The organism is Bacillus cereus group sp. MYBK101-2 (assembly GCF_051918845.1).
GTDB lineage: Bacteria > Bacillota > Bacilli > Bacillales > Bacillaceae_G > Bacillus_A > Bacillus_A paranthracis.
This window is the reverse complement of record NZ_JBQAIE010000003.1, coordinates 174696-200629: the sequence shown is the minus strand read 5'-3', so window position 1 is coordinate 200629 and position 25934 is coordinate 174696. Positions and strand designations below refer to the sequence as shown.

Below are 25934 nucleotides of genomic sequence, written 5' to 3'. Positions count from 1 at the left end.
TTTACTTTTCTCTCCTTCAGTAACATACAACTTTTAGGAGTTTCCTTCTCTCATTTTACCACAAGTAAAGCACTATGCGTACGCATAGTGCTTTACTCACTCTTTTTTCTCATCTTTCTCTCGTAATTTTGTGACTGTTGATGCATCTCCTAAATTACTTATTAATCTTCTTAAAAAAATTAAGACTACGGCTAACGGTAATACTACCGCTAATATCAATAAAATAGCTTCCATTAAGTAACCCAAGCACTCATCCCCCTCTACACCCTCCTTTCATATATATGAACACAGCGTTGTCACATATGCATGTATCCGCAAAAATAACACATCTATATTTGACAACTTTATAACAAAATCAAATCGGAATGATTATTATTTATTGCAACTTTATAAAAGATGTATTATACTAAGTTCGCAAACTAAAACGTAATTATTCCGTTTTGTATTAAAATGATATTTTTTTCTATAATCGGGGAAAATATATCCGTAAAAAAAGAAAAGAGGAGAACTTCATGCCTAAAAGATTGACTATACTTTCATTCTTACTTATTTTCACTTTAATTTTTACTGGCTGCTCAAATACAAAAGAAGGTAATGCGAAGAAAGACGGAAAGCTAACTGTTTATACAACTATTTTTCCTCTTGCAGATTTCGCAAAAAAAATTGGTGGCGACTATGTAACTGTTGAAGCAATTTACCCACCTGGTGCAGATTCTCATACATTTGAACCAAGTCAAAAACAAACAGTGCAAGTTGCAAAAGCCGATTTATTCGTTTATAACGGCGCTGAATTAGAACCATTTGCTGAAAAAATGGAAAAATCATTACAAAAAGAAAACGTTAAAATTGTAAATGCATCAAAAGGTATTGAACTGCGTACTTCTACTGAAGAAGAGCATCATGATCACGGAGAGGGCCATAAAGAGGATGAACATCATCACGATAAAGACCCACACATTTGGTTAGACCCTACTCTAGCAATGAAACAAGCAGAAAAAATTAAAAATGCACTTGTAGCATTACAACCTGACCATAAACAAGAGTTCGAAAAAAACTTTGCAGCACTTCAAACAAAATTTACTGATTTAGATGATCAATTTAAAGCAGCAGTTGCGAATGCAAAAACGAAAGATATTTTAGTTTCTCATGCGGCTTATGGATACTGGGAACAACGCTATGGCCTGAAACAAATTGCTATCGCCGGTATTTCAGCTTCTGATGAACCATCTCAAAAACAACTTGCTGACATTACAAAAACAGTAAAAGAACATAATCTAAAATATATTTTATTTGAAACATTTTCTACTCCAAAAGTAGCATCCGTTATTCAAAAAGAAACAGGTACAAAGATTTTACGCTTAAATCACTTAGCTACTATTTCTGAAGACGATGCGAAAAATAATAAAGATTACTTCACTTTAATGGAAGAAAACGTAAACACATTGAAAGAAGCTACTAACTAACCAACTTTTGATAAGAAGCTGAATACGACATTCAGCTTCTTTTTTATGTGTTTCTGCTTGACTTGACCAAAATAACAAGTAAAATTATCCATATTAGCTTTCAAGCTATATCATTTTAGAAGGTGAGTTGGAATTATGACTCTTCACATTTGTGAAGTAACAGAAAAAAATTGGCGTTCGGTAGCTGCTTTAAACGTCGCAAAAGACCAGCAGCAATTTATTGAAAGCAATGCGTTTTCTCTAGCAGAATCATTATATGAGGGAAACGGAACGTCAGTAGGTTTATATGATGGAGAAACCCTTGTAGGATATGCAATGTATGGATGGTATTGTGAAAAACGTAAAAGCGTATGGTTAGATCGCTTTATGATTGACGAGCAATATCAAGGAAAAGGATACGCAAAACGGTTCCTTCGCTTGCTCATTCAATTCTTACAAAATAAATTTGAATGTAAAACAATTTATTTAAGTTTACATCCAGATAACAAACTTGCAATGGGATTATATGAATCATTTGGATTCCGTTTAAATGGCGATATTGATGATGAAGGCCCTGTTGTAGGTGTTGTAATGGAGTTACTTTTAGATGAACATACAAGCCTGTGAAAACAGGTTTTTTTAGTCCTTCGTTTTTGGCAATCTAGTATTTTTCTACAAAACTCTTAGTTAAGTCCAAAAAATAAGTCTGCAATAAACGCAGACTTATTTCACACACTCCTCAAAATGTTCTTGGAACCATTCTTTATTAATATCTTTTCCGATGAAAACAACTTCACTTACTCGATCTTCGCCCTCTTGCCACTCTCTATCGTACGAAGCGGCAAATAACGTATGTACGCCTTGGAAAACGATACGTTTATCCACTCCATCAATCGATAAAATTCCTTTGTAGCGATATAAATATTCTCCTAGTTCTTGAACGACAGCTGACATCCACTCATTTAGTTTTTGTAAATCTAACGGACGCTCTTCGCGTAGTACAAATGATTTTACACCTTCTAGATGATTATGCTCTGTATGAGGATAAATTTGTAACGTATCTTTCGTTTTAAACGTTTGAATTTGTAGTAATGATGGAATATCTACATCACAGTTAGTCGACTGAATTAACTTCGCAGTCGGGTTTATTCCTTGAAGTTCATGCAAGAGGTTTTCTTTTTCGCTCTCTTCAATTAAATCTAACTTATTCACTAATACAACATCAGCAAATGCAATTTGCTCCTTCGCTTCTAACCCTTTTTCAAAATGTTTATGTATATGATAACTATCAACCACCGTTACAACGCCGTTAATTTGGTATGCAGATTGAATGACTGGATCTAAAAAGAATGTTTGAATAATCGGGCCTGGATTTGCAAGACCAGTCGTTTCAATTACTAATCCATCAAAGTCCATTTTCCCTTCTGTTTTTACATCCAGTAATTGTTTTAAAGCAACGAGTAAATCTTCACGTACAGTACAGCACAAACATCCATTCGTCATCTCCATAATCTCTTCTTCGACATTCATAATCAGCTGATTATCAATACCAATTTGCCCGATTTCATTTACAATCACCGCTAATTTCTGACCGTGATTCTCTGATAAAATGCGATTTAATAATGTCGTTTTCCCTGATCCAAGAAAACCAGTTAATATTGTTACTGGAATCATTTTGTACCTCTCCTTATAGCTATATGTTTCTACATTATATCATATAGAAATAATCGTTTTTGTAGCAAAACATATTTATTGTTTGTACGCCCCTCTAACTATATAATAATATATAGTAAGAAAGCCTTTTCAAAAATAATCATTCATCAAGGGGGTACTATAATGGAACGAGTTCAAATGGCCGAAACGCTAGAATTTTCTCGTATTATTCAAGGTTTTTGGCGTTTAGCAGAATGGAATATGAGAAAACAAGAATTACTTTCTTTCATTGAAGATTGTATGGATATGGGAATTACTACTTTTGATCATGCTGATATTTATGGTGGCTATACGTGTGAAGGACTGTTCGGAGAAGCGTTACAACTAAAGCCTTCCTTACGTGAAAACATGCAAATCATCACAAAATGTGGAATCGCTCCCCCATCACCGAAATTTCCAGAGCGATATGTTGCTCACTATAACACTAGTGCAGAACATATTATTCAAAGTGCAGAAGCATCACTTAAAAATTTACATACAGATTATATTGACGTATTACTTATCCATCGTCCTGATCCTTTCATGGATCCAAATGAAGTGGCAGAAGCGTTCTCACGCTTAAAACAGGAAGGAAAAGTTCGTCATTTTGGGGTATCTAACTTTTTACCTTCCCAATTCAATATGTTAAGTTCATACTTAGATTTCCCGCTTATTACGAACCAAATTGAAGTATCAGCTCTGCAGCTTGAGCATTTTGAAAAAGGAACAATTGATTTATGTCAGGAGAAACGAATCAACCCAATGATTTGGTCACCTCTTGCTGGCGGAGAAATCTTTACTGGTCAATCAGAACGCGCTGTACGTGTACGTGAAACCGTTCAAAAAGTCGCTACTGAACTAGGTGTTACTAGCATCGATACTGTTATGTATGCATGGTTACTTGCACATCCAGCTAATATGATGCCGATCGTTGGCTCTGGTAAATTAGATCGTGTTAAAACGGCCGCTCTTGCTACAAAAGTTAACTTAGACCGTCAACAATGGTTTACAATTTTCGAAAGTTCTAACGGACATCCTGTACCATAATACACAAAAAGAAGAGCCGTTTCTTTACAGCTCTTCTTTTTCATATGTATTTCTCGTCATAGCAAAGACACACATATCTCTTAATCCATTTCCATCTACTGCAACACTCGCACTTTCTAACGTACCTTCTAATTTGAAGCCCAATTTTTCAGGGATCGCTCTACTCTTCTTATTTAAAGCATCACAACGAATTTCTATGCGGTTTGCTTTTAGTTCAGAAAAGGCGAAATCCGTTATCCCCTTTGCAGCCTCTACCATATAGCCCTTTCCACTAAATCTTGAATCAATCCAATACCCGATTTCAAATTGAGGTATATCCCAATTAATACGGTGTAATCCACTAGAAGCAATAAATTCACCTGTTTCTTTCGAAAAAACTAGTAACCTTAAATCCTCACGCTGCAAAAATTGAATATGCGATTTTCTAATGCTCACTTCTACTTCTTCCTCTGTTTGCTCTTTCTGTGCAAAAACCATCCAAGGTTTTAATTCTTTCATAGAAGCTTGAATGGCATCGTATACAGCTTTACCATCACCTGGTTTTGGCATTCGAATCAATAGCCTTTCAGTATAAAATTCAGAAGGAAAATCGAATAATAACGGATTCACTTTCAACACTCCTTATAATTCTTTTATATATAATAATATCCATCTCAAACTATACAGTAAAGAAATTTCTGAATTTTATACATTTAATTCATTTACATCTACCGCAACACGAACGCCAGATTCAATTGCCCCTTGTATCCATCCGTGATATAACGTTGTATGGTCTCCAGCAAAGAATATTCTTCCCTCTGGTTTGACAATCGCTGGTTGCAACTCTGATTCTTGACCTGCCTGAAATAGAGCAAACCCTCCAAGTGCATATGGATCCAACGTCCAACTTTTTGATATACCAGATAAGAATTCATCATATACTTGACCGCCTAATATCGTTGCTAAGTTTTGTAATGTGTAATAAATACGGTCACCCTTTGATAACCCATCCCATAACAACGCATCATAAGACCATGTATAGCTGCCTAACATTATAGCAGGTCCTTTTTCTCCAATTCCATGACTTGGATAATATGCGTAACGAATTGGCAAATCTGTTATAATTCTGCCACCTAACTGTCCTTGTTCTTCCCAAAATCGACTTTTAAATTGAATTCCTATTTTTGTCGCTGGCATATAATGCAATTCACGAATTGCTTTCCATTTCTCATGAGATATAGAATCAAATGGATCTACTTCTACAAACCGCATTGTCGAAAACGGAATGGTAACAATAACTAAGTCCCCTGTAATACTACTATATTCAAACGTTTCTTCGTTTCTATAGAAAGCTGTCACACCATTATCATGCTGATGTAGCTTCATTAATTTTTGATTATATATAATATCTTCCTCTAATTGTGGTAAAAAAGATTTTGGCAATCTATCATTACCGCCTATTATTTCACAAAATCCGCTCTCCTCTTGCATAATGTATAAAAAACGTAATGTCTCAACGAATGACCTTTCTAAAAAACCTTCTAAATCCAACAAAACGCCAATCATCTCAATTGTTACTGGTGAAAAGTAAGTATTATATTGATAAGGGTGATATTTTAAAAATTGTCCTGTAGAGTATCTCCCAAAATCCTTTACTACAACATCCCAATTTTTCTCTGGGTTCTTTTTAATAAAATTTATAATAGGCTGTACCGCTAACAATAATAGCTCCTCAGACGTTTTCCCAACTTCATTCATTTCCACAGGATACTTTAATATACTTGGCTCTTTTTCATATTGTTTTAATGTCGTTTTTCGGCCGTTTACGTAAATAATATCAGTCTCATTCCTATTAATAAAAGGGCTTACCTGTAGCCCAAATTTTCTTATATATGCCATCGTTAATGTATGCGAATACGGAATTCTCATCGCCCCTACATCCAAATATAAACCGGTATCTTCCATTCTAACTGTCTCTATGCGGCCACCTACCCGGTTGTTTGCCTCAAAAATCTTCACTTCATGTCCCGCAGCTTTTAATAAAGATGCCGAAACTAATCCAGCCATGCCGGCCCCTACTACAATAATTTGCTTCGGGCTCGTCGTCTTCTTTAATCCTTTATCTATAATTTTTAATGTTTCATCCATCTCCGTGTTATACATTATATCTTTCTGCACAATTCCACCCCTTACTTCATCAAATGGGCATTAGTCGTTTAGTGCATTTTATTCATAAATTTCTATAAACATAACAACAGAGCAAGTTGAATATTCACTAAAAATACATAAGAGATAGCTCTCACATCTCTTTACGCTTCGTATAATATAGCAACAGCAAATAAGGAGTGGTTGAAAATGAAACCAACTTACGACTACAATGCTACAAAAAAGTATTTAGAAGAAAAGAAACAACAGCTATGCAACCAACTTAGTAATATGCATCTATCTAAAAAAGAACGTGAACAACTAAAACTTGAGATTGATAACTACGAATATATTTTAAATGTAGTCGAAATGAATCATTATGAACGAGGATTTTCACGTTAAAAGTGGATATGTAATTTATCCACTTTTTATTTTGAGCATTTTATTACGCATTTTTCGTAAGTAAATATATAATAGGATGTACATTAAGATTGAGAGGTATATTCTATGATCAAATTAAGTGTATTAGACCAATCCCCTATTTCAGATGGTAGTACAGCAACCCAAGCTTTTTCACATACAGTTACGCTTGCGCAAGAAGTTGAAAAACTCGGATATACACGCTTTTGGGTATCAGAGCATCACAATTCTGTAAGCCTTGCTGGTTCAAGTCCAGAAATACTTATTTCTCATATTGCAGCAAAAACGGAGCGTATGAGAGTTGGTTCGGGTGGTGTTATGTTACCTCACTATAGCCCGTATAAAGTTGCTGAGAATTTCCGTGTTTTAGAAGCGCTTTATCCGAATCGTATTGACCTTGGTGTCGGCAGAGCACCTGGCGGTATGCCAATTGCAACTCGCGCACTTCAAGAAGGAAAAATGGTCTCACTTGATCAATATCCAGAACAAATTGCAGATGTTGCAATGTACTTACATGATCAAGTACCAGAAAACCATCATTATGCGAATTTAAAAGCTACTCCTGTGATTCCAACATCTCCCGACATGTGGTTGCTTGGCTCTAGTGGAGAGAGTGCAAAGATTGCTGCACAACAAGGTGCTTCTTTTGCATTCGCACAGTTCATAAACGGATACGGTGGACCCGAGGTAATGGAGGCCTATCAAAAACAATTCCAACCTTCCTATTTAGGAGATAAACCAAAATCAATCGTAGCTATTTTTGTTATTTGCGGTGAAACAACTGAAGAGGCGGAAAAAATTGCTTCTAGTTTAGATTTATCAATCTTATTACTAGAACAAGGAAAGCGTACAACTGGTACTCCTTCTATTGAAACTGCTCAAAATTATTCATACAGCGCGTATGATTTATTCCGTATAAAAGAAAATCGTCAACGTATGATTGTCGGTGATCCGTCTTCTGTAAAAGAAAAAATTATAAACTTAAGCAAAGCGTATAATACTGAAGAATTTATGATTGTCACAATTACTCATCGATTTGAAGATAAATTAAATTCTTATCGCTTATTAGCAAATGCTTTTAATTTATAATTTTAAAAAGGAGATACATCACATATGATGCATCTCCTTTTCTTACTACTTATCGTTTTCATTCCCTATATATTCAATAGCTTCTTTCAATACCTCTTCAAAGTGAATAGGATAATCATGATTTAAGTTAGGTATAATTTTATACTTATGTTCTATATTCTTATCTCTTAATAATTGTACAAATTGCTGTGCGCATTCGAAACAATCTTCATCTTGATCACCGCAGACTATATATCCCTTTATATGTTTATCCTGTAGTACTCCCAGCAACTCATTCCATTCTTCAACCTCTGGAAGCCACGGTGCCATAAAAATAAACCCATCCACAGCTATATCTTTTTGTAAAATTGTATATAGAGCTACTCTTGCTCCAGCAGAAAAACCGCCAATTATTACATTTTCTACTGTACGGTTCTCTATAAGCTTATCGTAATGCTCTTTTAGTTCTTCTTTCCCTCTATGTAAATCATCCCATACAAACCCATCTGAAAACTGGATTTTCGAAGACTGTGGTAAAGCTAACGTATAATTTTGTGCCAAAACAGATTTCCAATATGGTTCTACTATTGCTATATTTTCTTGATCACCATGCATTGCAATAAATAGTTTTTCTTTTTTCTTACTGTCTATATATTTCACATCTGCTCGTTCTGTTTTCTTTGCTAACTCTTCTCTTTCTTTACATAATTGAACCATTTGATGAAACTCTTCAAATTTATGTAGTGGTTTTAAATCGTCGTCCGAAATTAAATACTCATTTCCATACCAAAAACCCTTTTCTATAATAGCTTCCTTCATTAAATGCAACGCTTCTTCTTCAAGTCCTGCTGCACTCGCTAATGCATATTTAAAATTATATATTTGAGCCTCATTCCCTACTATACCTTTAGCATGCTCCATTATATAAGTATATGCTTCCAAACTTCCTTTACTTGCATAGCAATGTAACGTTTCATTTAATAATTGAATGTAAGTCATACTATTTTTCATACACCCATTCCCCCGTAATCTTTTATCATATTTATTTCTAAACCTTTATACCATTCTGTAATCACTGTATGTAACTTATGCTAACACTACTTACTCCTCTTCTTTCAATAATTTTAGTATATAGTTAAATAAACTGAAAAATCAATATTTTAATGAACAAAAAAAGACAACAATATATTTATTGTTGTTTTCCATACATCTATCCACTTTTTTGTTTTTTTCTATCTGGTTTACTTGAAACTAAATAATGTTTTTCTGAAATATATAAGTCTCTTTTTAATATACGATCTAAGTAAGGTCCTAGTTTCATTCCGCATATGAGGCGATCTTCACTACCTTCTACAATTGGAAACATTTCTTTTTCTGTTACATATTGATCTACTGCCTTTTGTACAATATCAATTTCTTTAACTAGGTTTAGATTTTCTTCTGTATGTTCAAATACCTCAAGCGTTTCCTTCGTAATAAGAAAATGGTTTGTTGGAAATGCAGGTAAATACGGCTTTAACAAATCATAATTCACTGTATAATCATCATTTACTAATACTGTATAAACGATATTAGCATTCTTTTCTAGAAACTTGGCCATCGCTTGTTCCAATTCATCTTTCGTAATTTCACGCTCTTCTTTTCCAGTTTTGAAAAAGCGAAACATCGCATCGCCTCCTTTTTACTATATTATAGCATAAAAGAAAACTGAAAAATCACAAAAAAGTCATTGAAAGAATTTTTCAATGACTTTTTTCTTTATATTCTTATATTTATCCCGCTTTAATGGGCAGTAAGCCCCCCCCACTGATTAAAGTTTCACTTTATTTTAAGAACGCACTTAGCATCCATACATGTTGTTCTAATGTTGTATGAATTGCTAACAACATGTCCGCTGATGTTTCATCGCCCGCTTCACCAGCAACTTCCATGCCTTCTTTTAATTCTTGAATCAATGCAGAGTAATCATTCACTAATGTTTGCACCATTTCTTCTGCAGATTCCTTGCTTGTCCCTTCATTCACACTAGATGTTGCCAAATATTCTTTCATTGTCGCTAACGGCTTACCTTCCAATGCTAAAATACGTTCTGCTAATTCATCAATATACGTTCCAGCTTCATTGTAAAACTCTTCAAATTTCTCATGTAATGTAAAGAAGTGTGGTCCTGTCACATACCAATGATAATTATGTAGTTTCACATATAACACATTCCAGTTTGCTACCTGCTTGTTTAATACTTCAACAACATTTGTTTTCGTACTCATACAATCCACTCCTCTTATCATTTCATAATGTTTGTCTTTTAAGAACCTAGTTACATATTACCATACTTTTCCTATCCTCTCGAACGATTGGCTCATATGTAACAAAGTTTTAACACCTTTAATACTTCCCTAATATCTTTTCATTCATGTATGTTTTCTAACAGTTCATACGTCTAATTGTCCAAGCTCATACATATGCATAATAGTAAATCAAGCTCATCGTAGTAGAAAGAGGGATAACATGGACAATCAACAATGGCAAGTAGCAAAGAAAGTCGCTGCTACTTATATTGGAACAGTCGTTGGAGCTGGATTTGCTACTGGACGAGAAATTGTTGAATTTTTTACAGTGAACGGATTTTATGGAACTATTGGTATATGTGTAAGTGGATTTTTTTTTATTTGGCTTGGCACAAAAATGATGTTACTCTCCTCGCAAATCGGTGCATTTTCAGCGCAAGAATTTAACAAATACTTATTTGGGGATGTATTTGGAAATGTTGTAAATACACTATTATTACTCGTATTATTTGGTGTAACGAGCGTTATGTTATCAGGCGCTGGAGCGGTATTTGAAGAGCAACTTCGTTTACCAAGACAACTCGGTATTTTCATTACAGTAATCGCCTGTCTCATTATAGGTAGTCGCGGATTACAAGGGGTTTTTGAAGTTAATACACTTGTCGTACCTATTATGATGATTTTCATTATCGGACTTGCTATTACAACGTTTTTTCACGGTACAACTCCTATTCGTAACACTATTCCTGCAGAAAGCTGGAATATGAAGTGGATAACTAGTCCTATTACATATGTCGCCTTAAATCTTTCTCTCGCCCAAAGCGTCCTCGTCCCGTTAGCCAGTGAAGTAAAAGATCGAAAGGCCATTTTATGGGGCGGTATTTTAGGTGGGGCAGGACTTTCTTTAATATTATTATGTAGCCATTTAGCTATCTTATCAGTCGACCAATTTTATCAATATAACATTCCAATGGCTGAAGTCATAAGAAAATTCAATGCCACTTTTCACTTTTTCTTTGTTCTTATCATTTTCGGTGAAGTATTCACAACTTTAGTTGGCAATGTGTTCGGAATGACAAAACAAATGCAATCCATCACTGGCTGGAAAAATAACAATATTATTTTCTTCATTTTACTAATAAGCTATTGCTTTAGTTACGTTGGTTACAGTGAATTACTCCACATTCTATATCCTATAATCGGGTGGGTCAGCATCGTTTTACTTCCGATTATTGCTTTTAAACAACTTCAAAAAACATAAAAGAAGCATCCATGTTATTGGATGCTTCTTTTATATGTTCATTCACAATCATCACACACTTCCCAGTACGGCCCCATTTCGAGTGCTAAATACGGCTTTAATTGCAACCGAATCATCCGACTAGGCATACGTTCTAAAACGAATTGAATCCCTTCTTCTTCTTCATCTAATTCAACTTTTGAAATCGCAATTCTTTGCATCGTCGAAATAGGCATTCCATCTCTATATAAAGTGATTTTCACCTCATCATATTCATTAAAATACAATTCAACACTCATTTGATTTTTCAACATTTCATTAACAATTTCATATTTATCATTTCGTTCCTGGATTATATATTTCCAGCCGCCTCTACCTTCTTCTTTCGGAGCTGCTTGAAACAATGTCATCAAATCCTCGTATAGCATAAGATAACCCCTCTCTTACTAAAAAACGATGAGTATTTTATATACCCTTTATCTCTATTAATATCCATATGTATTGTACCATATATCGCCGTTTTTACCGTATTCATTTGCTTCATAAGTATATAAAACACTTTATTCAGTCTTCATTATTATGTCGCTTACTTTATTACTTAATCCCCCTTAAATTTTAAACCTATTCCCAATCATTATTTGCTCACATCAAAAAAAGAGAGTGACTTACATCACTCTCCTTAAAAGAACTTTCCAGTAGCTGCTAATGCTAATACTAGTATTAAAATTGTAAATACTAATGATACAATGAAACTAAAAATAGGTAATGCTTTCTTTTCATTCTTCTTAAAGAGTAACTTTAAACTAAGAAAGATGTTTACTGGTACAAATATAAAATAAAAGTATTTAACAATTTGCACCGAACTATTTGAAAGTGCTTTTAAAATAAACACTTCAATGAGAAAAACAATGAAAAACGAAATACTTAACCAAAATGAGACATAACTAAGCCAAGAATGTCTTTTGGTCCCCCAGTACACTCCCATATTAATAATCTCCTTTATTTGCATTCTATATGATTATAATTATACATAAAGTTAACAAATACCTCTATTTTTCGACAAATATTATACATGATATACCTTGAAACATCATAAACATACTCTCTATCACATTTCATGTTACATAGTAAAAACAGACTACCCCAAAATCGCATACTGCTATTTTTGGGTAGTCTGTCCTTTATTATACTTTAAATCTTTCAATTAACCCTTGTAATTCTTCAGCCATTTGAGATAATGTACCCGCCGCAGAACTAATTTCCTCAATGGACGCTAATTGTTCTTCTGCTGATGCTGCAACGTTTTGAGTACTCGTCGCATTATTCTGCGCTGTCATTGCAATTTGTCCTACCGAAATAGACACTTCATTTGCACCTTTTGACATCCCGTTAGCCGTTTCAACCATCGTTTTAATTTGATCGGCAATTTCGTTTGTAGATTGTAAAATCTCAGTAAAGTTTTGCTTCGTTTCATTTGCAATAACAAGTCCAGATTGAACTTCTTCATTTACATGACCCATAGACTTTACCGTCTTACTCATGTCATCTTGTATTTCACATATTAATTTACTTATTTCACTAGAAGATACGCTAGACTTCTCCGCCAATTTACGTACTTCATCTGCAACAATTGCAAATCCTCTTCCGTGTTCTCCCGCTCTTGCAGCTTCAATTGCCGCATTCAAAGCTAGAAGATTTGTTTGATCTGCAATATTTTGAATTACTTCTAATATGTCACCAATTTGCTTTGATTTATTATTTAGTAACTGAATAACCTCATCTGATTGTGAAACAGATTCTGCAATTGACTGCATTTGATTTACTGTTTTTCCGACTAGTTTTCCACCATTCTCTGCTTTTTCACGAGTATGAGCAGAAGCCGTACTAATTGATGATGAACTATTTGCTACATGCTGAATGCCTTCTGTTACATCAAATAGTAACATTGCACCATTTTCTACACTTGTCGTTTGCGTTGTTGCCCCGCTTGATATTTCGTCCATTGCCATCGTAATTTGCTCAGTTGCTTCACTCGCCTGTCTTACACTTGCCGTTAGCTCTTCTGATGCTGCTGCAACATGTCCAGCCGAAGTATTAATTCTTCCGATTAATGTTCGCAATGCATCTGTCATCTCATTAAATCCTTTTGCAAGTTGACCGATTTCATCATTAGAATGAATATCAATTGTTTGCGTTAGATCTCCCTCACTTATTTCTTTAGAAGTGACAACTAATCTTTTTAATGGCTTCGTTATAGAAAGCGTCACAAAATAAATAAGTGCCCCACCTATAACTAATGAAATGAACATAACAATTAACATATTATAAAATACAGGCTGCGCAGCTTCAATTACTTCATTTGAGTACATAGTCCCGCCAATTTTCCAACCTGTTTTTACATTTGTAGCAAATACCATTTGTTTTTCGCTACCATCATACGTATAAGAAAAAGCACCATGATTATCTTCATAAATTTTCTTCGCCCAAGAATCGGCTGCTTTTTCTCCTGATTTTTCTTGAGGGTGTGCAATTATTTTTTGTTTCCCATCTAAAATGAAAGCATATCCCTTTTTACCAATATTAATTAACTTCGTTGTTTTTAATAAATTATCTAAACTTAAATCTACCGCTACAACACCGTTTTTATCTTCTGCTTGTTTTGCAATCGTTACGACAATATGTCCATTTCCTTTTGCCTTATACGGCTCAGTAATTACAATACCACCTTGTTTTGCCACTGCATCTTTATACCAAGAACGTTCTGTTGGATCATAGTCTGCTGCCATTTGTATATTTGGTTCTTGTACAAATTTTTTATCATTGCCCGCAACATATACTTGTTCCACATCTTTATTCAAATTGATATATTGAGATAGCATTTTTCTTAATTCATCCTGATTATCCCCTTGATACATATTACCTTGAATCACTCGCGCAAAATTATTTACATCATTAAATTTCGCCTCAATCATTTGATTAATTAAATTATCTAATATTTTTATATTGTCGTGAGCACTACTCGTAATTTGTGATTCAAAATTCTTTTTAGCTGTTTGATAAGACATGCCTCCGATAATAGAGACAGCCGCAATTAAAATGATGAAAAATGAAATTAGTAGTTTTTTTGCTACTTTCATATCACGAAACGAATTTAATAGTCTACCCATTACAAACCTCCTGCTTTTCAATTTTATAAGGTAAATATTGTTAATTGCAAATATTTCCCATTCCCGAATTATTATTTTCATAACCTATTATGATGAATACTTTGTAAAGTTTAAACAAATAAATTCTATTTGTCTATATATTTGAATAATATTATTATAAAATTTACAAATGTAAAAAACCAAAGGAATATTCCTTTGGTTTCTTACATTTTTTTATGTTGTTTGGAAATCTTCTTCCACTTGTCACGCTCTGCTCTTGCAAGAATAGTATCTTGTTTTCTCATAAAATACGCCAGTTCTCTTTGTAATTTTTTATAGCTTTGCAAACGATTTATCGTAATCATTCCGTTATCAATTGCATTATGCACTGCGCACCCTGGCTCATTTTCATGCTTGCAATCCCTAAAACGGCACGTTTTTGCTAGTTCTTCAATATCAGAAAATGTCGTTTGAATTGCATCGCTTCCTTCCCAAAGCTGCAACTCCCTCATACCAGGAGTATCAATAACTAAACTACCACTCGGTAATCGGAACAATTCACGATGAGTTGTCGTATGCCTTCCTTTACTATCTTCCTCACGAATATCACCCGTTTTTGCTACTTCAATTCCTATAAGTGCATTTAACAAAGTGGATTTTCCAACCCCTGATGACCCGACTAAAGCAATTGTTTTTCCTGAAGTAACGAATTGCTGCAACGATTCAATACCGGTATGCTCTACACTATCAACGACGAAGATTGGAACACCAATTGCCACAGCTTCCGTTTCAACAATTTTCTGCTCTATGTCCTCACATAAGCTACTCTTTGTTAAAACAATTACAGGCATTGCACCGCTTTCATACGCTAATAGTAAATAACGTTCCATTCTTCTTACATTAAAATCATGATTAAGTGCATTCACTAAAAATAGATAATCTACATTTGCCGCTATTACTTGTTCTTCCGTTCGATTACCAGCCTCTTGTCTAGAAAAAGAGCTTCTTCTTGGAAAAATACGATGAATAATTGCTTTCTTTTCATTCTCTATTTTCTTTATATACACCCAATCACCAACTGCTGGATAATCTCCCTTCATTACTGCTTCATGCCGAAACTTTCCAGACAGTTCTGCCATATATTCACCATCATTACAAATAATTCGATATATATGCTTATGCTCAAGTAAAATACGCCCTACCTCAAAGTTCTCTACAGCTTGTTCCTCAAAGAAAGAATCCCAGCCGAACGATTCTAAAATATTTTGATTCAAATTGATATCCTCCCTAATGTAAGCTAAGTGGAAGGATCGTGCGCTCACTTATATAGTATCGCCCTTTCCATCCACCTTTGTATTTGGTTTATGATTCATATAAGTTATTTTCGCCATAATACATCACCCCGTTCTCATTTTAATTACTCTCATTATATGGAATATTTATTTAAAAAGCTACCTTATTTAACGTAATTTTCAAATAATTTATTTTTCATCATTCTAATTTGCCCACGGTGACTAATCTCATCTTCTAGCACGTGAAACTACAAATAGTACTGGTTATGCCGCTACACCATTAGGCCACTTTCTTTCTGACATAAGCCATCCATCACCTTGTTCACTCAAATACTTCAGTGATTCTTCTCGAACACTTTGTAGAAGCTGTACATAATACTTTATTTCATGACCACGAATCGTTTTCCTCGATTCTCCTAAATAGAGTGCGTCTTTCCATATTTCTAATTCTTCCTTTGTAAAGTCACGCTCTTGAAATGAAATAAGCTGATGTGCTTTTTCAATAGCTGCTATATGCTTTAGTAACGCTCCAATGGAATTCCCTCCACTCGGTATCATTAAATCTAATTGCTCAACCGATAGATCTCTTATTTTCAGGAATGTTACAGCCCTTGTATGCTCCAGCATGCTTACTAATTCCCCTATATTTTTTGTATAACCATCCACACTTCTTATTCGGTAATCTATATTCATATCACGCACCCCTTTCTGTATTCATATTAAGGAATAACAGCTTCATATAATAGACTGAAATATATCAGATTTTTCTGTTATAACTAAATTGAATACGTAATACCCCCAAACAAACTTTCTCAATATGTTTCTATGAAATATTAAAAGGAATCGATATAAAATAATCGAATCTTATTCACTAAAAGGAGTGGATTCGATGGAAATGTATCAATGGCTAACTGCTGTTCTCGTTGGTGGCATTACCGGTTTCGTTTCCCATCTAATCAATAACCAAGGTAAGTTATTGCTTCCACGCCGTTTGAAAACTTTTTTTCACTTTGGGTTTTTGACTGATATTTTCACTGGCAGTCTAGCTGCACTTCTTGGACTCGTTTTATTCGATGTCACCTTAATAAAAGAAATTATTAAAGTATCCATTGTGACTGCTATTTCTGGTCAGACTTTCTTACTACATCAAGCGCTTGGTGGTGAGCAGGCTAAAAACACACAAATTGGGAAAGCTGATGAGAAGATTCAAGAAATTGACAAATTATTGCGACGTTAGTCTATACTTTTTTTAAAAATTATTGCTATAATAAACAATAAATATTTTCTATTGCGTCGTTTGTCAGAAGAAAGGGTGTTTCGTATGACAAAAAAGAAAATAGAAGATTTCTTAACAGACACTGAAAAAGAGGAACTGCTAGAAAACTATAAATGTTTACGAGAAGCCCGCACAAAAAGCGAAGCTAACTATTTTGGAGAAGCAGTAAACCATCTATTAAATAAAGCAAAACAACGAATTATTAAAGATGCAGGCATACATGATGAAAATGCAGCAACTGTTCAATCAAAGAGAAAAGCACTGTTTTAGTTCATTAGCTAAAACAGTGCTTTTTATTATGTTATTTTTCACATTACTTTCACATCTATTTCACAATTATAAGTAGTCCTATATGTTATACTCAGTATATCCTTTTCCAAGGAGCTATATGCCGATATATTAATCCCTATCTCTATAGGGATTTTTATTTTTGGGCTTTTTTTATTTGTAAAGACTTTATGACGCAATTCCTGTTTCACGATTCTCAGTTAGTCTTTCACTTTTTCTAAACAGAAATAAAGCTAAAATATATAATAACGCAGTAAAACTACCTACAAATATAAAATTGTGAGACGCTGCAAATAACATTCCTGCCATTGCCGCTCCAATCATTTGACCAATATACATAGAAGCATTAGCTAGAGCCGCTCCCGTTCCTCTTGCTACGATAGATATGTTTTGTAAGTGCCTCATCATTAATACAAACAAAATTCCTGTCACAAAAAACAAAACAAAGAATAAAAACTCCACAATTATAATGTTGTTTACATGAGGAAGTAATGTATATAGAACTGCTGTAAATATAATTCCACCATAGAATGAAAGGTTATAACCAATTTTATTTACGATTCTAGGCCCCAAAATATTACCAGTTAAATTTCCTAATCCTAATACGAGCATAGCTGTTCCTATTTCATGAACTTGCAAGCCAAATTGAATAGACAGCCACACACCGAAGAATGAAAATGCAGCAAAATTACCAGTTTGAAAAACAAAATATGCAAAATAAGAAAGTGAAACCTTAGAATCTGAAAGTAATTGTTTATAGCGCTTTAAGATATTTGTTTTCTTTTCTCTTATATGAACCGGTTGTATTTCTGGTAATACTCCATAAATAGCAATAACAAGTAGCGCTGATAATATACCAATGATAAAGAATGGTGTTGTATAGTGTATCATTGCTAAATATGATCCAACTGGCAGTCCTAAAATTTGAGAGAGTGACAATCCTGCTGTTGCAATCCCAATTGCCTTTACAATTTGTTCCTTCTCTATAAGCAGCGGAATAGATGCCCACACTTGTGGAGATACAAAGGCTGCACTTACACCTGCTAAAAATCTAAATGCTAGCATCCATCGAAAACTCGGTGCAATTCCACATAAAAACGTACTTAACGCAAAAAAACTCATTCCTATTACCATCACTTTTTTTCTGTTTAAACTATCTGATATAGGACCAGCGATAAGTGCAAATGCAGCATATCCTAAAGCATATGAACTCACCATCCACCCTGACAACTCAGTTGAAATATGATACACCTGTTGTAATGTGGGTAACAGTGGTGAAATTAAGAAAGTATCTGTACCGATCATAAACATGATTGTAAAGAATACAGCTAGTACTCTTTTCATTTAAATCTTCTCCTTTCAACTAATCTTCTAAAATAGATTCAATCTCTTTCATGACATCTTCATTCATTGAAACTTCCACCGCTCTTACACTTTCTCTTATTTGCTCCGCTCGTTTCCCACCAGGAATAACAGTATCAATTCCTTTTTGGTTTAATAACCATGCTAAAGCTAAATGCGATAATTCGAGATCCTTTTCTTTAGCTATGTCTTTTAACTTTTCAACTTTCTTAAAGTTGCTCTTATATGTATTCTCTTCAAATAGATTTACACTTTGACGCCAATCTCCTTTATTCAATTTGAAATCTTCTGTATATTTACCACCTAGTATCCCAAAAGCAAGAGGCCCGTAAGGAATAAATGAAATACCTGATTCTATACAATATGGCAAAAGTTCTTGCCCAGCAGTACGATCTAACATATTATACGGCGATTGTACAACATCTATGTGCCCATGCTGATTCGCTTCTTTTAATTGCTCTACGTTTACGTTAGATATTCCAATTGAACGAATTTTCCCTTCTTCTTTTAGGCGAGTAAGTTCTCCAATTGAATCTATGTAACTTGTTTCTGGGTTTGTAAAATGTAAATAATATAAATCAATATAATCAGTTTGTAATCTTCTTAAGCTATTTTCTACAGCATTTCTTAAATAGCTCGGTTCATTATTCATATAAACCTCTCCATTTAATAACGGTTGTATTCCACCTTTGGTAGCAAGTACAACTTCATGGCGTTTTCCTTTCAATACTTCTCCCACCAATTCCTCTGATCTACCGAAACCGTATGAATCTGCTGAATCAAAAAATGTAATCCCTTGCCCCATAGCTTCTTCTATTAATCGTTTTCCTTCTTCCTCATTCACATCAGCATATAAATTATGTCCCCCTACAGCGTTTGTTCCTAACCCCAATTTTGAAATATGTAGTCCTGCCTTTTGCAATTTTGTATACTTCATTTTTTCTCCCCCTATATTCTATTGTTCGAATATATTCGAACAATAGAAATATACCACTTTATATGTTATAGTGCAAATATATTAACTTATACAAGCAGGTGAAAAAATGCGTACTCTCTATCATCCAAATCGAGAAGAAATTCAATTCTCTTCTGTTCTATATGCACTTAGCGATCAAATTCGTTTACAAATTGTAACGATGCTACTAGAAAAAAACGAACAATCTTGTGGCGCGTTAAACATTCCAATCGCGAAATCAACTTTATCACACCATTTCAAAGTTTTACGTGAATCCGGTGTTATGTATACACGCCTTGAAGGAACTCAACGTTTCATTTCAATTCGTGAAGATGACTTAAATGCTAGATTCCCCGGTTTATTAGATGTCATAATACATGCGACAGAACCATACTAAACAACATCTCATAGGAATATGAGATGTTGTTTAGTTTTTCTATTCTTTTAATACTGTGAGGTTTTATTCATTGAGTATTTTGTTCTTCACTATAACTACCAAGTCCCTTCCTAAATTAAATTTTGAATAAAACGTTTGAACGCTGATATCCCTTCTTCATCTCGTTTAAAAACACCAGCATCTTCAAGCGCCTGTATAAATTTTCTGCCCACTTCTTCTCTTATAATCTCCTGTACATTTTGTTCATATATCCGATTGTCATATTTGATTTTTAATTGTTCTGCCCATCGTATATGAGGCGTTGGAATATCACTTGGAATGTTAAGTAAAAATTTTTCCACTTCCTGAAGTTCTGTTTTTAAACGCGCAGGTAGTACAGCTAACCCCATTACTTCAATTAGACCGATATTTTCTTTTTTTATATGTTGTATTTCCGCATGAGGGTGGAAAATACCTAGAGGATGTTCTTCACTTGTACGATTGTTCCGCAAAACAAGATCCAATTCGTACATACTATTCCGGTAACGAGCAATTGGAGTTATCGTATTATGCGGAACATCATTCGTAAATGCAAATATATTAACAGACGGATCATCATATCTCTTCCACCTTTCTAATATGTACTCCCCTGCATTTACTATTTGTTCTATGTCGTTACTTCTTAAGCGAATAACTGACATAGGCCATTTAATAATAGAACATTGCATTTCTGGAAATTTAGTGAGTTCAAAAATGAAGTCATTTGATGCATTTGCCATAGCAAATTCATAGTTTCCACCTTGATAGTGATCATGTGTTAGAATAGATCCTCCTACAATTGGCAAATCTGCATTGGACCCAAGGAAATAATGTGGGAATTTTTCTACAAATTTTAACAAACGTAAAAATGTTTGACGGTCGATTTTCATATCACGGTGTTCTGAAGACAATACAATGCAGTGTTCATTGAAGTAAATATACGGAGAATACTGTAGAAACCAGCTTTCATCTGTAAGATTCATACGAATCATACGATGATTCGAGCGTGCTGGATGTCCAGTTCTGCCTCTATATCCTTCATTCTCAATACAGAGTAAACATTTTGGATAATTTGTACTTTCCGATACTTTCTCTCTAGCAATTTGTTTCGGGTCTTTTTCCGGTTTTGATAAATTAATTGTTATATCAATGGCACCATATTCCGTATTTACTTTATAATTTATATTTTTGGCAATTTGCTTTATTTGTATATAGTTGCTGTTTTTACTTAATTCATAAAAGTAATTTGTCGCAGCCCTCGGATTTTGTTCGTATTTTTCATAAAAAAGAGCATTGATAATGGACGGTTTGGACATAAAAATATCCATAATTGCACTTGCTAAAATCTCCCTCTCGTCCATTACTGATTCAATGACTTTATGCATACAAGCATATTCAATCAACTCTTCCAATAACTCCGAAATTGCTTTCTTTGTAGATGTGGGCGCTGACGCTTCCACTACAAAATCACCTAAACGAAGTAAAGAAAGAATTTTATTCCTTGTATATATTTCATCTTCTTGGTCAATTAATTGAATTTCAATAGCTCGATCAATTAACTGCTGGATAGCTTGATATATCATCAGTATATACCTCCTCTAACCTTTTAGCTGTTTATGTTGTCACGATGCTAGTTCTATGTGTCTTTTATCATTTTATGAACAGACGTATGGGCCACCATACTAATATACGTTTTTCTTTCTCCAAAGAAGCTATTAGCATACTTGAATCGCCTGTTTAGCAAGCTATTCTGTTACATTATACGTACGTAAAAAAACTTCTACAATCAACATCTTGTCGTATTTTTTAGACATCTTGCTTTTCACTTTTAACATCTCACTAAAACATAAAAAGGAACATTTTTTGAAGAACGATTTCCGGCGATTTAAAGCTTGCTCTTTACCTCTTTGTCTCTCCCCCTAAAGCCACCATTTGAATAATAAATGTACTTGCTTTAGTATCACCGCCCCCTTATTTTCAGCATTACAAAAAACAATATTTCTAAAAAACAGAGCAATATCTCTCTTGTGTAAGCGTTTTACAAAAAGTAATCTAGTGGTACAGATAGACACTGGAAACTACTTCTGGTTTTGATAGATTCTCAACTACTATGCTGGTTTCACTTTCTATCAAAATATTAATTTTCAAAGGTAAAAAAGTGCTCTATACCTTTGAAGGATCATCAATGTCAAAAGTGCAAAAATGAAAACGAGGGGGTACATATGAAAAAATCAAAAAAGAATTTCAGGAGGACAATCGCAACACTTGTATCGGGTTGTGTCGTAGGTTCTACTTGTTTTACAAATGCTTCCCTAATCCAAGCTGAGGGAAACACAGAAACTATACAAACTGAAAATCAAATTATTTCTCAAAATCCTAATACAGTTATTTCATCTAATCAAATGAACGTTCTTGTTGATGCAAATTTTCCAAGAGTCATTCAATACGATTTAAAATCTGGAAATGGAGCAGGAAAGACTTTTTATGGACAGACTGAGGCATTAGATACAATCCTTATTAATGACGTAGCAGTAAAACCAAAAATAAAAGCAAAAGTTTCATCAGATAAAATCGTATATGAGATGACGGTAATAGACACTACTCACAATATCTCTGCGGTTATTACTGCTGAGATGATTGTTAAAGAAAATATATTAGAATTCAATATTACAAAGATCATCGACAACAATATCGTAAAAACAATTGAAATTCCAAATCATCATTTAATTTCTGTAAATAACAGTCAAAAAGATGCAGTGCTAGACGGCGTACAGATGTCAACAAATACACATATTAATGGTGACAGACAAGTAAAGGTGGATGAAAATTTAAATACGAAAGATGAAGAGCAAAAAGGATATATGTATGCTTTTCTTTCTACTGATGAATTAAGTGCAAGTATATGGTCGAATACAGAGAATAATTTAGCAAAAAAATTAGCTCCAGATTCCTATGCTGCAAAGACTGACGCTCAAAGAATTACAGCAAATGCTACAACTAATAGTGCAGGTAAAAAAACAATTGGTCTAAGTAGTACCTTCTGGACGTATCAAAAGTCAGAAGAACATCGTAAAGAAGATGGCACTCTAGAGCTAGAAGATGGGACAGTTAATAAAGTAGATGAAATGCCGTCTGTGAAGGTTATCATTACTGCTGACGCTAATGATGATAAAAAGATAAACTGGCAAGATGGAGCAATTGCTTATAGAAAAATTATGAACGAACCTCTAGGAGCAGAAAAAGTTCCAGACTTAGTTGGTTATCGTGTTAACATGAACTTTGGCAGTCAAGCCCAAAATCCTTTCTTAATGGCTTTAGACGGAGTAAAAAAATTCCACTTAAATACTGATGGACTAGGACAATCTATTCTCCTGAAAGGGTACGGTAGTGAAGGGCATGATTCTGGTCATTTAAATTATGCTGACATTGGAACCCGAATTGGCGGGGCAAAGGACATGAAAACATTGCTAGCAAGGGGTAAAGAATATGGGGCAACTTTTGGTGTTCATGTGAATGCAAGTGAAACGTATCCAGAGTCAAAATATTTCCAAGAAGATCGTTTATTAAAAAATCCAGATGGAACTTATAAGTATGGTTGGAACTGGATCGATCAAGGAATAAACATTAATGCTGATTATGATTTAAGAAATGGCAGAGCACAACGATTCAAAGATTTATATGATGCTCTTGGTGGGAAGAAGAATGAATTAGATTTTATTTATGTAGATGTTTGGGGTAATGGACAGTCAGGTGATAATAGTACATGGCCGAGCCGTCAATTAAGTAAAGAAATTAATAGTTTAGGTTGGCGCTTAGGCAGTGAGTGGGGATATGCGAATGAATATGATTCCACATTCCAACACTGGGCAGCCGATTTAACTTACGGCGGGTATACCTTAAAAGGCATTAATAGTACCATCACTCGTTTCATTAAAAACCATCAAAAAGATGCATGGATTGGCAACTATCCTAAGTATGGAGGCGACGCAGATGCTCCATTATTAGGTGGATACAGTATGAAAGACTTTGAAGGTTGGCAAGGTAGAAGTGACTACAAAGCCTATATTGATAACTTATTTGCGGTGAATGTTCCAACCAAATTCATTCAACATTATAAAGTAACACAGTGGGAGAATGGCAAAGCAGTTGAAATGATAGATGATAAACAACAAACTTACAACTGGGTACCAGGTATGAAGACAGTATTAAAGGACGAATCTAATGAAAATACACTTACAATTGAAAGAAAATCAAATGATTTTGCAAATGATAAAGATGGCTATCGAACAAGAACTATGACATTAAATGGTAAGAAAATATTTGAAGGTAAACCTGGTGACGAAAAGTATTTATTCCCATGGTCTTGGGATCAAAATGGTAAAAAATTATCAGCAGATAATGAAAAATTATATCACTGGAACACAAACGGTGGAAAAACAACGTGGACTGTCCCTACTGGTTGGCAAGGTACCGTTAAAGTGTATGAGTTAACAGAATTAGGTAAAGAGAAAATGAAAAATGTTAAAATTGAAAATGGAAAAATCACATTAGATGCAAAAAAATCTACTGCATATGTAATTTATAAAGGGCCAAAATCCAATAAAGATGTTAAATGGAGTGAAGGAATGCATCTTATAGATACTGGATTTAACAGCAATTCCCTTAAAGATTGGAAAATTAAAGGAGACTCAAAAGCAGTTCAGATCACGAAGAGTGAAGGTAATAATAATATGCTAACAATCTCCAACAATAAAAAGAAAGTAAATGTTACCCAAAAATTAACAGACCTAAAACCTAATACAAAGTATGCTGCATATGTTGGTATAGACAACCGAAGTGAAGCACGAGCAAGCATCACAATTACTTCTAACGGCAAAGATTATACAAATAGTACTGGTAAATCTATCGCTAAAAACTATGTAAGAGCATACGCACATAATACATTAGGCTCAGAGCAAGCAAAAGCTGATGGTCAAATGACTTCAACTGTGGATGGAACAAGTTACTTCCAAAACATGTATGTGTTTTTTGAAACTGGTAAAAAAACATCCGATGTAACGATTGATTTATCAAGAGATGCTGGAAATGGGGCAAGTTACTTTGATGATATCCGCATCGTGGAAAGTAATGCCGCAAACCAAGTAAGCGATACCAAATTCGTACAAGACTTTGAAAATGTTGTACAAGGCATCTATCCGTTTGTAATTGGTAATATTGAAGGCGTAGAAGATAATAGAACCCACCTTTCTGAATTCCATGCACCATATACGCAAAGAGGTTGGAATCAAAAAATAGTAAGTGATGTTATCTCAGGTAAATGGTCACTTAAAACGAATGGATTAACGGAAGGCGATACCCTTGTGTACCAAACGATCCCTCAAAACTTCACATTTAAACCAGGAGTAACGTATAAAATTACCTTTGATTATGAAGCAGGTAGTGATGGAACGTATGCGGTAGTGACAGGTAATGCTCCATTTGAGGAAAAAGGGGTATTAACTAAAGAGGAATTAAAGTCAACCGCAAGCAGTGATAAGAATGCAAAAGCTGGCACATATTCCTTTACTTTAACAGGCGATAAATCGGGGCAAAGCTGGTTTGGCATTTATTCCACTAATAAAGCAGCTAATACTAGCGGTGTGAAAGGCTCACAAGCTAACTTTAACGGTTACAAAGATATTATGCTTGATAATCTAGTTATTGAAGTAGTGTCAAATAACTAGATTCAGTTACTTTATATTAAAAGAAGTTGTCTCAAAAGGTCCTTAAAAATGATCTTTTAGAGACAACTTCTTTTTTATACTTTATAAACTTAAGAGAATCGTTCCTTTCCGTCCGTAATTTTGTTGTGGTGATATACTTATATGAAAAAGAGGTTA

Annotated in this window: 24 protein-coding genes and 1 pseudogene; 10 read left to right on the top strand and 15 right to left on the bottom strand. The window is 34.3% G+C overall.

All coding sequences use genetic code 11. From position 1 onward, the window contains the following. Window positions 1-96: 96 nt before the first annotated feature. Window positions 97-246, bottom strand: a complete 150-nt coding sequence (locus ACTFSI_RS10180) for a hypothetical protein (RefSeq protein ID WP_000540927.1) — start codon at window positions 244-246, stop codon at window positions 97-99. Between the two features lie 266 nt (window positions 247-512). Between ACTFSI_RS10180 and ACTFSI_RS10175 the strand changes: the two genes are divergently transcribed. Further along, window positions 513-1463 (top strand): metal ABC transporter substrate-binding protein, encoded by a 951-nt coding sequence (locus ACTFSI_RS10175; protein ID WP_138322122.1) that lies wholly within the window; start codon window positions 513-515, stop codon window positions 1461-1463. Window positions 1464-1598: 135 nt separating this feature from the next. After that, complete coding sequence (locus tag ACTFSI_RS10170; protein ID WP_000172421.1) at window positions 1599-2069, top strand: GNAT family N-acetyltransferase; 471 nt, start codon at window positions 1599-1601, stop codon at window positions 2067-2069. Window positions 2070-2165: 96 nt separating this feature from the next. Here ACTFSI_RS10170 and ACTFSI_RS10165 read toward each other — a convergent pair whose 3' ends face one another. Next, the gene (locus ACTFSI_RS10165; protein WP_138322123.1) at window positions 2166-3116 is read right to left on the bottom strand and encodes a CobW family GTP-binding protein; all 951 of its coding nucleotides are present in this window, start codon (window positions 3114-3116) and stop codon (window positions 2166-2168) included. Between the two features lie 162 nt (window positions 3117-3278). Here ACTFSI_RS10165 and ACTFSI_RS10160 point away from each other — a divergent pair, with 162 nt between their 5' ends. Continuing rightward, the gene (locus ACTFSI_RS10160) at window positions 3279-4181 is read left to right on the top strand and encodes an aldo/keto reductase (protein ID WP_000442778.1); all 903 of its coding nucleotides are present in this window, start codon (window positions 3279-3281) and stop codon (window positions 4179-4181) included. Window positions 4182-4205: 24 nt separating this feature from the next. On the opposite strand, the gene ACTFSI_RS10155 is transcribed toward ACTFSI_RS10160, so the two are convergent. Together ACTFSI_RS10155 and ACTFSI_RS10150 are read right to left on the bottom strand one after the other, a co-directional pair. Further along, the gene (locus ACTFSI_RS10155; protein ID WP_001068761.1) at window positions 4206-4790 is read right to left on the bottom strand and encodes a GNAT family N-acetyltransferase; all 585 of its coding nucleotides are present in this window, start codon (window positions 4788-4790) and stop codon (window positions 4206-4208) included. Window positions 4791-4865: 75 nt separating this feature from the next. Beyond that, window positions 4866-6338 carry a flavin monoamine oxidase family protein gene (locus tag ACTFSI_RS10150; RefSeq protein ID WP_001168135.1) on the bottom strand — a complete coding sequence of 491 codons (1473 nt, stop codon included), beginning with the start codon at window positions 6336-6338 and terminating at the stop codon, window positions 4866-4868. Window positions 6339-6515: 177 nt separating this feature from the next. Here ACTFSI_RS10150 and ACTFSI_RS10145 point away from each other — a divergent pair, with 177 nt between their 5' ends. Together ACTFSI_RS10145 and ACTFSI_RS10140 are read left to right on the top strand one after the other, a co-directional pair. Then, the gene (locus tag ACTFSI_RS10145) at window positions 6516-6707 is read left to right on the top strand and encodes a DUF3896 domain-containing protein (RefSeq protein ID WP_000805519.1); all 192 of its coding nucleotides are present in this window, start codon (window positions 6516-6518) and stop codon (window positions 6705-6707) included. 105 nt (window positions 6708-6812) lie between these two features. After that, complete coding sequence (locus tag ACTFSI_RS10140; RefSeq protein WP_197225505.1) at window positions 6813-7814, top strand: LLM class flavin-dependent oxidoreductase; 1002 nt, start codon at window positions 6813-6815, stop codon at window positions 7812-7814. Window positions 7815-7859: 45 nt separating this feature from the next. On the opposite strand, the gene ACTFSI_RS10135 is transcribed toward ACTFSI_RS10140, so the two are convergent. The 3 genes from ACTFSI_RS10135 to ACTFSI_RS10125 form a co-directional block, all read right to left on the bottom strand. Beyond that, window positions 7860-8804 (bottom strand): alpha/beta hydrolase, encoded by a 945-nt coding sequence (locus tag ACTFSI_RS10135; protein WP_138322124.1) that lies wholly within the window; start codon window positions 8802-8804, stop codon window positions 7860-7862. 199 nt (window positions 8805-9003) lie between these two features. Beyond that, window positions 9004-9459 carry a DUF3939 domain-containing protein gene (locus ACTFSI_RS10130; RefSeq protein WP_000488187.1) on the bottom strand — a complete coding sequence of 152 codons (456 nt, stop codon included), beginning with the start codon at window positions 9457-9459 and terminating at the stop codon, window positions 9004-9006. Between the two features lie 157 nt (window positions 9460-9616). Then, window positions 9617-10060, bottom strand: coding sequence for a Dps family protein (locus ACTFSI_RS10125; RefSeq protein ID WP_000105198.1), 444 nt, complete (start codon window positions 10058-10060; stop codon window positions 9617-9619). A 241-nt stretch (window positions 10061-10301) separates the two neighbouring features. Between ACTFSI_RS10125 and ACTFSI_RS10120 the strand changes: the two genes are divergently transcribed. Further along, entirely contained in the window at window positions 10302-11342 is a 1041-nt protein-coding gene (locus ACTFSI_RS10120) for a YkvI family membrane protein (protein ID WP_000370193.1), read from the top strand. A 38-nt stretch (window positions 11343-11380) separates the two neighbouring features. Here the strand turns inward: ACTFSI_RS10120 and ACTFSI_RS10115 are convergent, their stop codons facing one another. From ACTFSI_RS10115 to ACTFSI_RS10095, 5 genes and pseudogenes are all read right to left on the bottom strand, one after another. Beyond that, entirely contained in the window at window positions 11381-11749 is a 369-nt protein-coding gene (locus ACTFSI_RS10115; protein WP_138322125.1) for a DUF3979 family protein, read from the bottom strand. A gap of 251 nt (window positions 11750-12000) precedes the next feature. Continuing rightward, window positions 12001-12306, bottom strand: a complete 306-nt coding sequence (locus ACTFSI_RS10110) for a hypothetical protein (protein WP_000539567.1) — start codon at window positions 12304-12306, stop codon at window positions 12001-12003. A 199-nt stretch (window positions 12307-12505) separates the two neighbouring features. Next, a complete protein-coding gene (locus tag ACTFSI_RS10105; RefSeq protein WP_138322126.1) occupies window positions 12506-14488 on the bottom strand; it encodes a HAMP domain-containing methyl-accepting chemotaxis protein in 1983 nt (660 codons plus the stop codon). 203 nt (window positions 14489-14691) lie between these two features. After that, complete coding sequence (gene rsgA / locus ACTFSI_RS10100) at window positions 14692-15741, bottom strand: ribosome small subunit-dependent GTPase A (protein ID WP_001073048.1); 1050 nt, start codon at window positions 15739-15741, stop codon at window positions 14692-14694. 182 nt (window positions 15742-15923) lie between these two features. Continuing rightward, window positions 15924-16452: pseudogene (locus ACTFSI_RS10095) on the bottom strand (DinB family protein). A gap of 196 nt (window positions 16453-16648) precedes the next feature. Here ACTFSI_RS10095 and ACTFSI_RS10090 point away from each other — a divergent pair. After that, complete coding sequence (locus ACTFSI_RS10090; RefSeq protein ID WP_000426320.1) at window positions 16649-16996, top strand: DUF4257 domain-containing protein; 348 nt, start codon at window positions 16649-16651, stop codon at window positions 16994-16996. An 84-nt stretch (window positions 16997-17080) separates the two neighbouring features. Then, the gene (locus ACTFSI_RS10085) at window positions 17081-17305 is read left to right on the top strand and encodes a hypothetical protein (protein WP_000162601.1); all 225 of its coding nucleotides are present in this window, start codon (window positions 17081-17083) and stop codon (window positions 17303-17305) included. 186 nt (window positions 17306-17491) lie between these two features. Here the strand turns inward: ACTFSI_RS10085 and ACTFSI_RS10080 are convergent, their stop codons facing one another. Together ACTFSI_RS10080 and ACTFSI_RS10075 are read right to left on the bottom strand one after the other, a co-directional pair. Beyond that, entirely contained in the window at window positions 17492-18667 is a 1176-nt protein-coding gene (locus ACTFSI_RS10080) for an MFS transporter (protein WP_000832296.1), read from the bottom strand. Between the two features lie 19 nt (window positions 18668-18686). Next, window positions 18687-19622 (bottom strand): aldo/keto reductase, encoded by a 936-nt coding sequence (locus ACTFSI_RS10075; RefSeq protein WP_000877942.1) that lies wholly within the window; start codon window positions 19620-19622, stop codon window positions 18687-18689. Window positions 19623-19728: 106 nt separating this feature from the next. Between ACTFSI_RS10075 and ACTFSI_RS10070 the strand changes: the two genes are divergently transcribed. Next, window positions 19729-20037 carry an ArsR/SmtB family transcription factor gene (locus ACTFSI_RS10070; protein ID WP_001259915.1) on the top strand — a complete coding sequence of 103 codons (309 nt, stop codon included), beginning with the start codon at window positions 19729-19731 and terminating at the stop codon, window positions 20035-20037. 110 nt (window positions 20038-20147) lie between these two features. Here the strand turns inward: ACTFSI_RS10070 and galT are convergent, their stop codons facing one another. Next, window positions 20148-21638 carry a UDP-glucose--hexose-1-phosphate uridylyltransferase gene (gene galT / locus ACTFSI_RS10065; protein ID WP_440045371.1) on the bottom strand — a complete coding sequence of 497 codons (1491 nt, stop codon included), beginning with the start codon at window positions 21636-21638 and terminating at the stop codon, window positions 20148-20150. Between the two features lie 639 nt (window positions 21639-22277). On the opposite strand from galT, the gene ACTFSI_RS10060 reads away from it, so the two are divergent. Next, entirely contained in the window at window positions 22278-25778 is a 3501-nt protein-coding gene (locus ACTFSI_RS10060) for an endo-alpha-N-acetylgalactosaminidase family protein (protein WP_014481639.1), read from the top strand. Window positions 25779-25934: the final 156 nt, after the last annotated feature.

Coding starts and splice junctions, on each gene's coding strand:
- ACTFSI_RS10175 (WP_138322122.1), top strand. CDS start 513: ATGCCTAAAAGATTGACTATACTTTCATTCTTACTTATTTTCACTTTA.
- ACTFSI_RS10170 (WP_000172421.1), top strand. CDS start 1,599: ATGACTCTTCACATTTGTGAAGTAACAGAAAAAAATTGGCGTTCGGTA.
- ACTFSI_RS10165 (WP_138322123.1), bottom strand. CDS start 3,116: ATGATTCCAGTAACAATATTAACTGGTTTTCTTGGATCAGGGAAAACG.
- ACTFSI_RS10160 (WP_000442778.1), top strand. CDS start 3,279: ATGGAACGAGTTCAAATGGCCGAAACGCTAGAATTTTCTCGTATTATT.
- ACTFSI_RS10145 (WP_000805519.1), top strand. CDS start 6,516: ATGAAACCAACTTACGACTACAATGCTACAAAAAAGTATTTAGAAGAA.
- ACTFSI_RS10140 (WP_197225505.1), top strand. CDS start 6,813: ATGATCAAATTAAGTGTATTAGACCAATCCCCTATTTCAGATGGTAGT.
- ACTFSI_RS10135 (WP_138322124.1), bottom strand. CDS start 8,804: ATGAAAAATAGTATGACTTACATTCAATTATTAAATGAAACGTTACAT.
- ACTFSI_RS10130 (WP_000488187.1), bottom strand. CDS start 9,459: ATGTTTCGCTTTTTCAAAACTGGAAAAGAAGAGCGTGAAATTACGAAA.
- ACTFSI_RS10125 (WP_000105198.1), bottom strand. CDS start 10,060: ATGAGTACGAAAACAAATGTTGTTGAAGTATTAAACAAGCAGGTAGCA.
- ACTFSI_RS10120 (WP_000370193.1), top strand. CDS start 10,302: ATGGACAATCAACAATGGCAAGTAGCAAAGAAAGTCGCTGCTACTTAT.
- ACTFSI_RS10115 (WP_138322125.1), bottom strand. CDS start 11,749: ATGCTATACGAGGATTTGATGACATTGTTTCAAGCAGCTCCGAAAGAA.
- ACTFSI_RS10110 (WP_000539567.1), bottom strand. CDS start 12,306: ATGGGAGTGTACTGGGGGACCAAAAGACATTCTTGGCTTAGTTATGTC.
- ACTFSI_RS10105 (WP_138322126.1), bottom strand. CDS start 14,488: ATGGGTAGACTATTAAATTCGTTTCGTGATATGAAAGTAGCAAAAAAA.
- ACTFSI_RS10090 (WP_000426320.1), top strand. CDS start 16,649: ATGGAAATGTATCAATGGCTAACTGCTGTTCTCGTTGGTGGCATTACC.
- ACTFSI_RS10085 (WP_000162601.1), top strand. CDS start 17,081: ATGACAAAAAAGAAAATAGAAGATTTCTTAACAGACACTGAAAAAGAG.
- ACTFSI_RS10080 (WP_000832296.1), bottom strand. CDS start 18,667: ATGAAAAGAGTACTAGCTGTATTCTTTACAATCATGTTTATGATCGGT.
- ACTFSI_RS10075 (WP_000877942.1), bottom strand. CDS start 19,622: ATGAAGTATACAAAATTGCAAAAGGCAGGACTACATATTTCAAAATTG.
- ACTFSI_RS10070 (WP_001259915.1), top strand. CDS start 19,729: ATGCGTACTCTCTATCATCCAAATCGAGAAGAAATTCAATTCTCTTCT.
- galT (WP_440045371.1), bottom strand. CDS start 21,638: ATGATATATCAAGCTATCCAGCAGTTAATTGATCGAGCTATTGAAATT.
- ACTFSI_RS10060 (WP_014481639.1), top strand. CDS start 22,278: ATGAAAAAATCAAAAAAGAATTTCAGGAGGACAATCGCAACACTTGTA.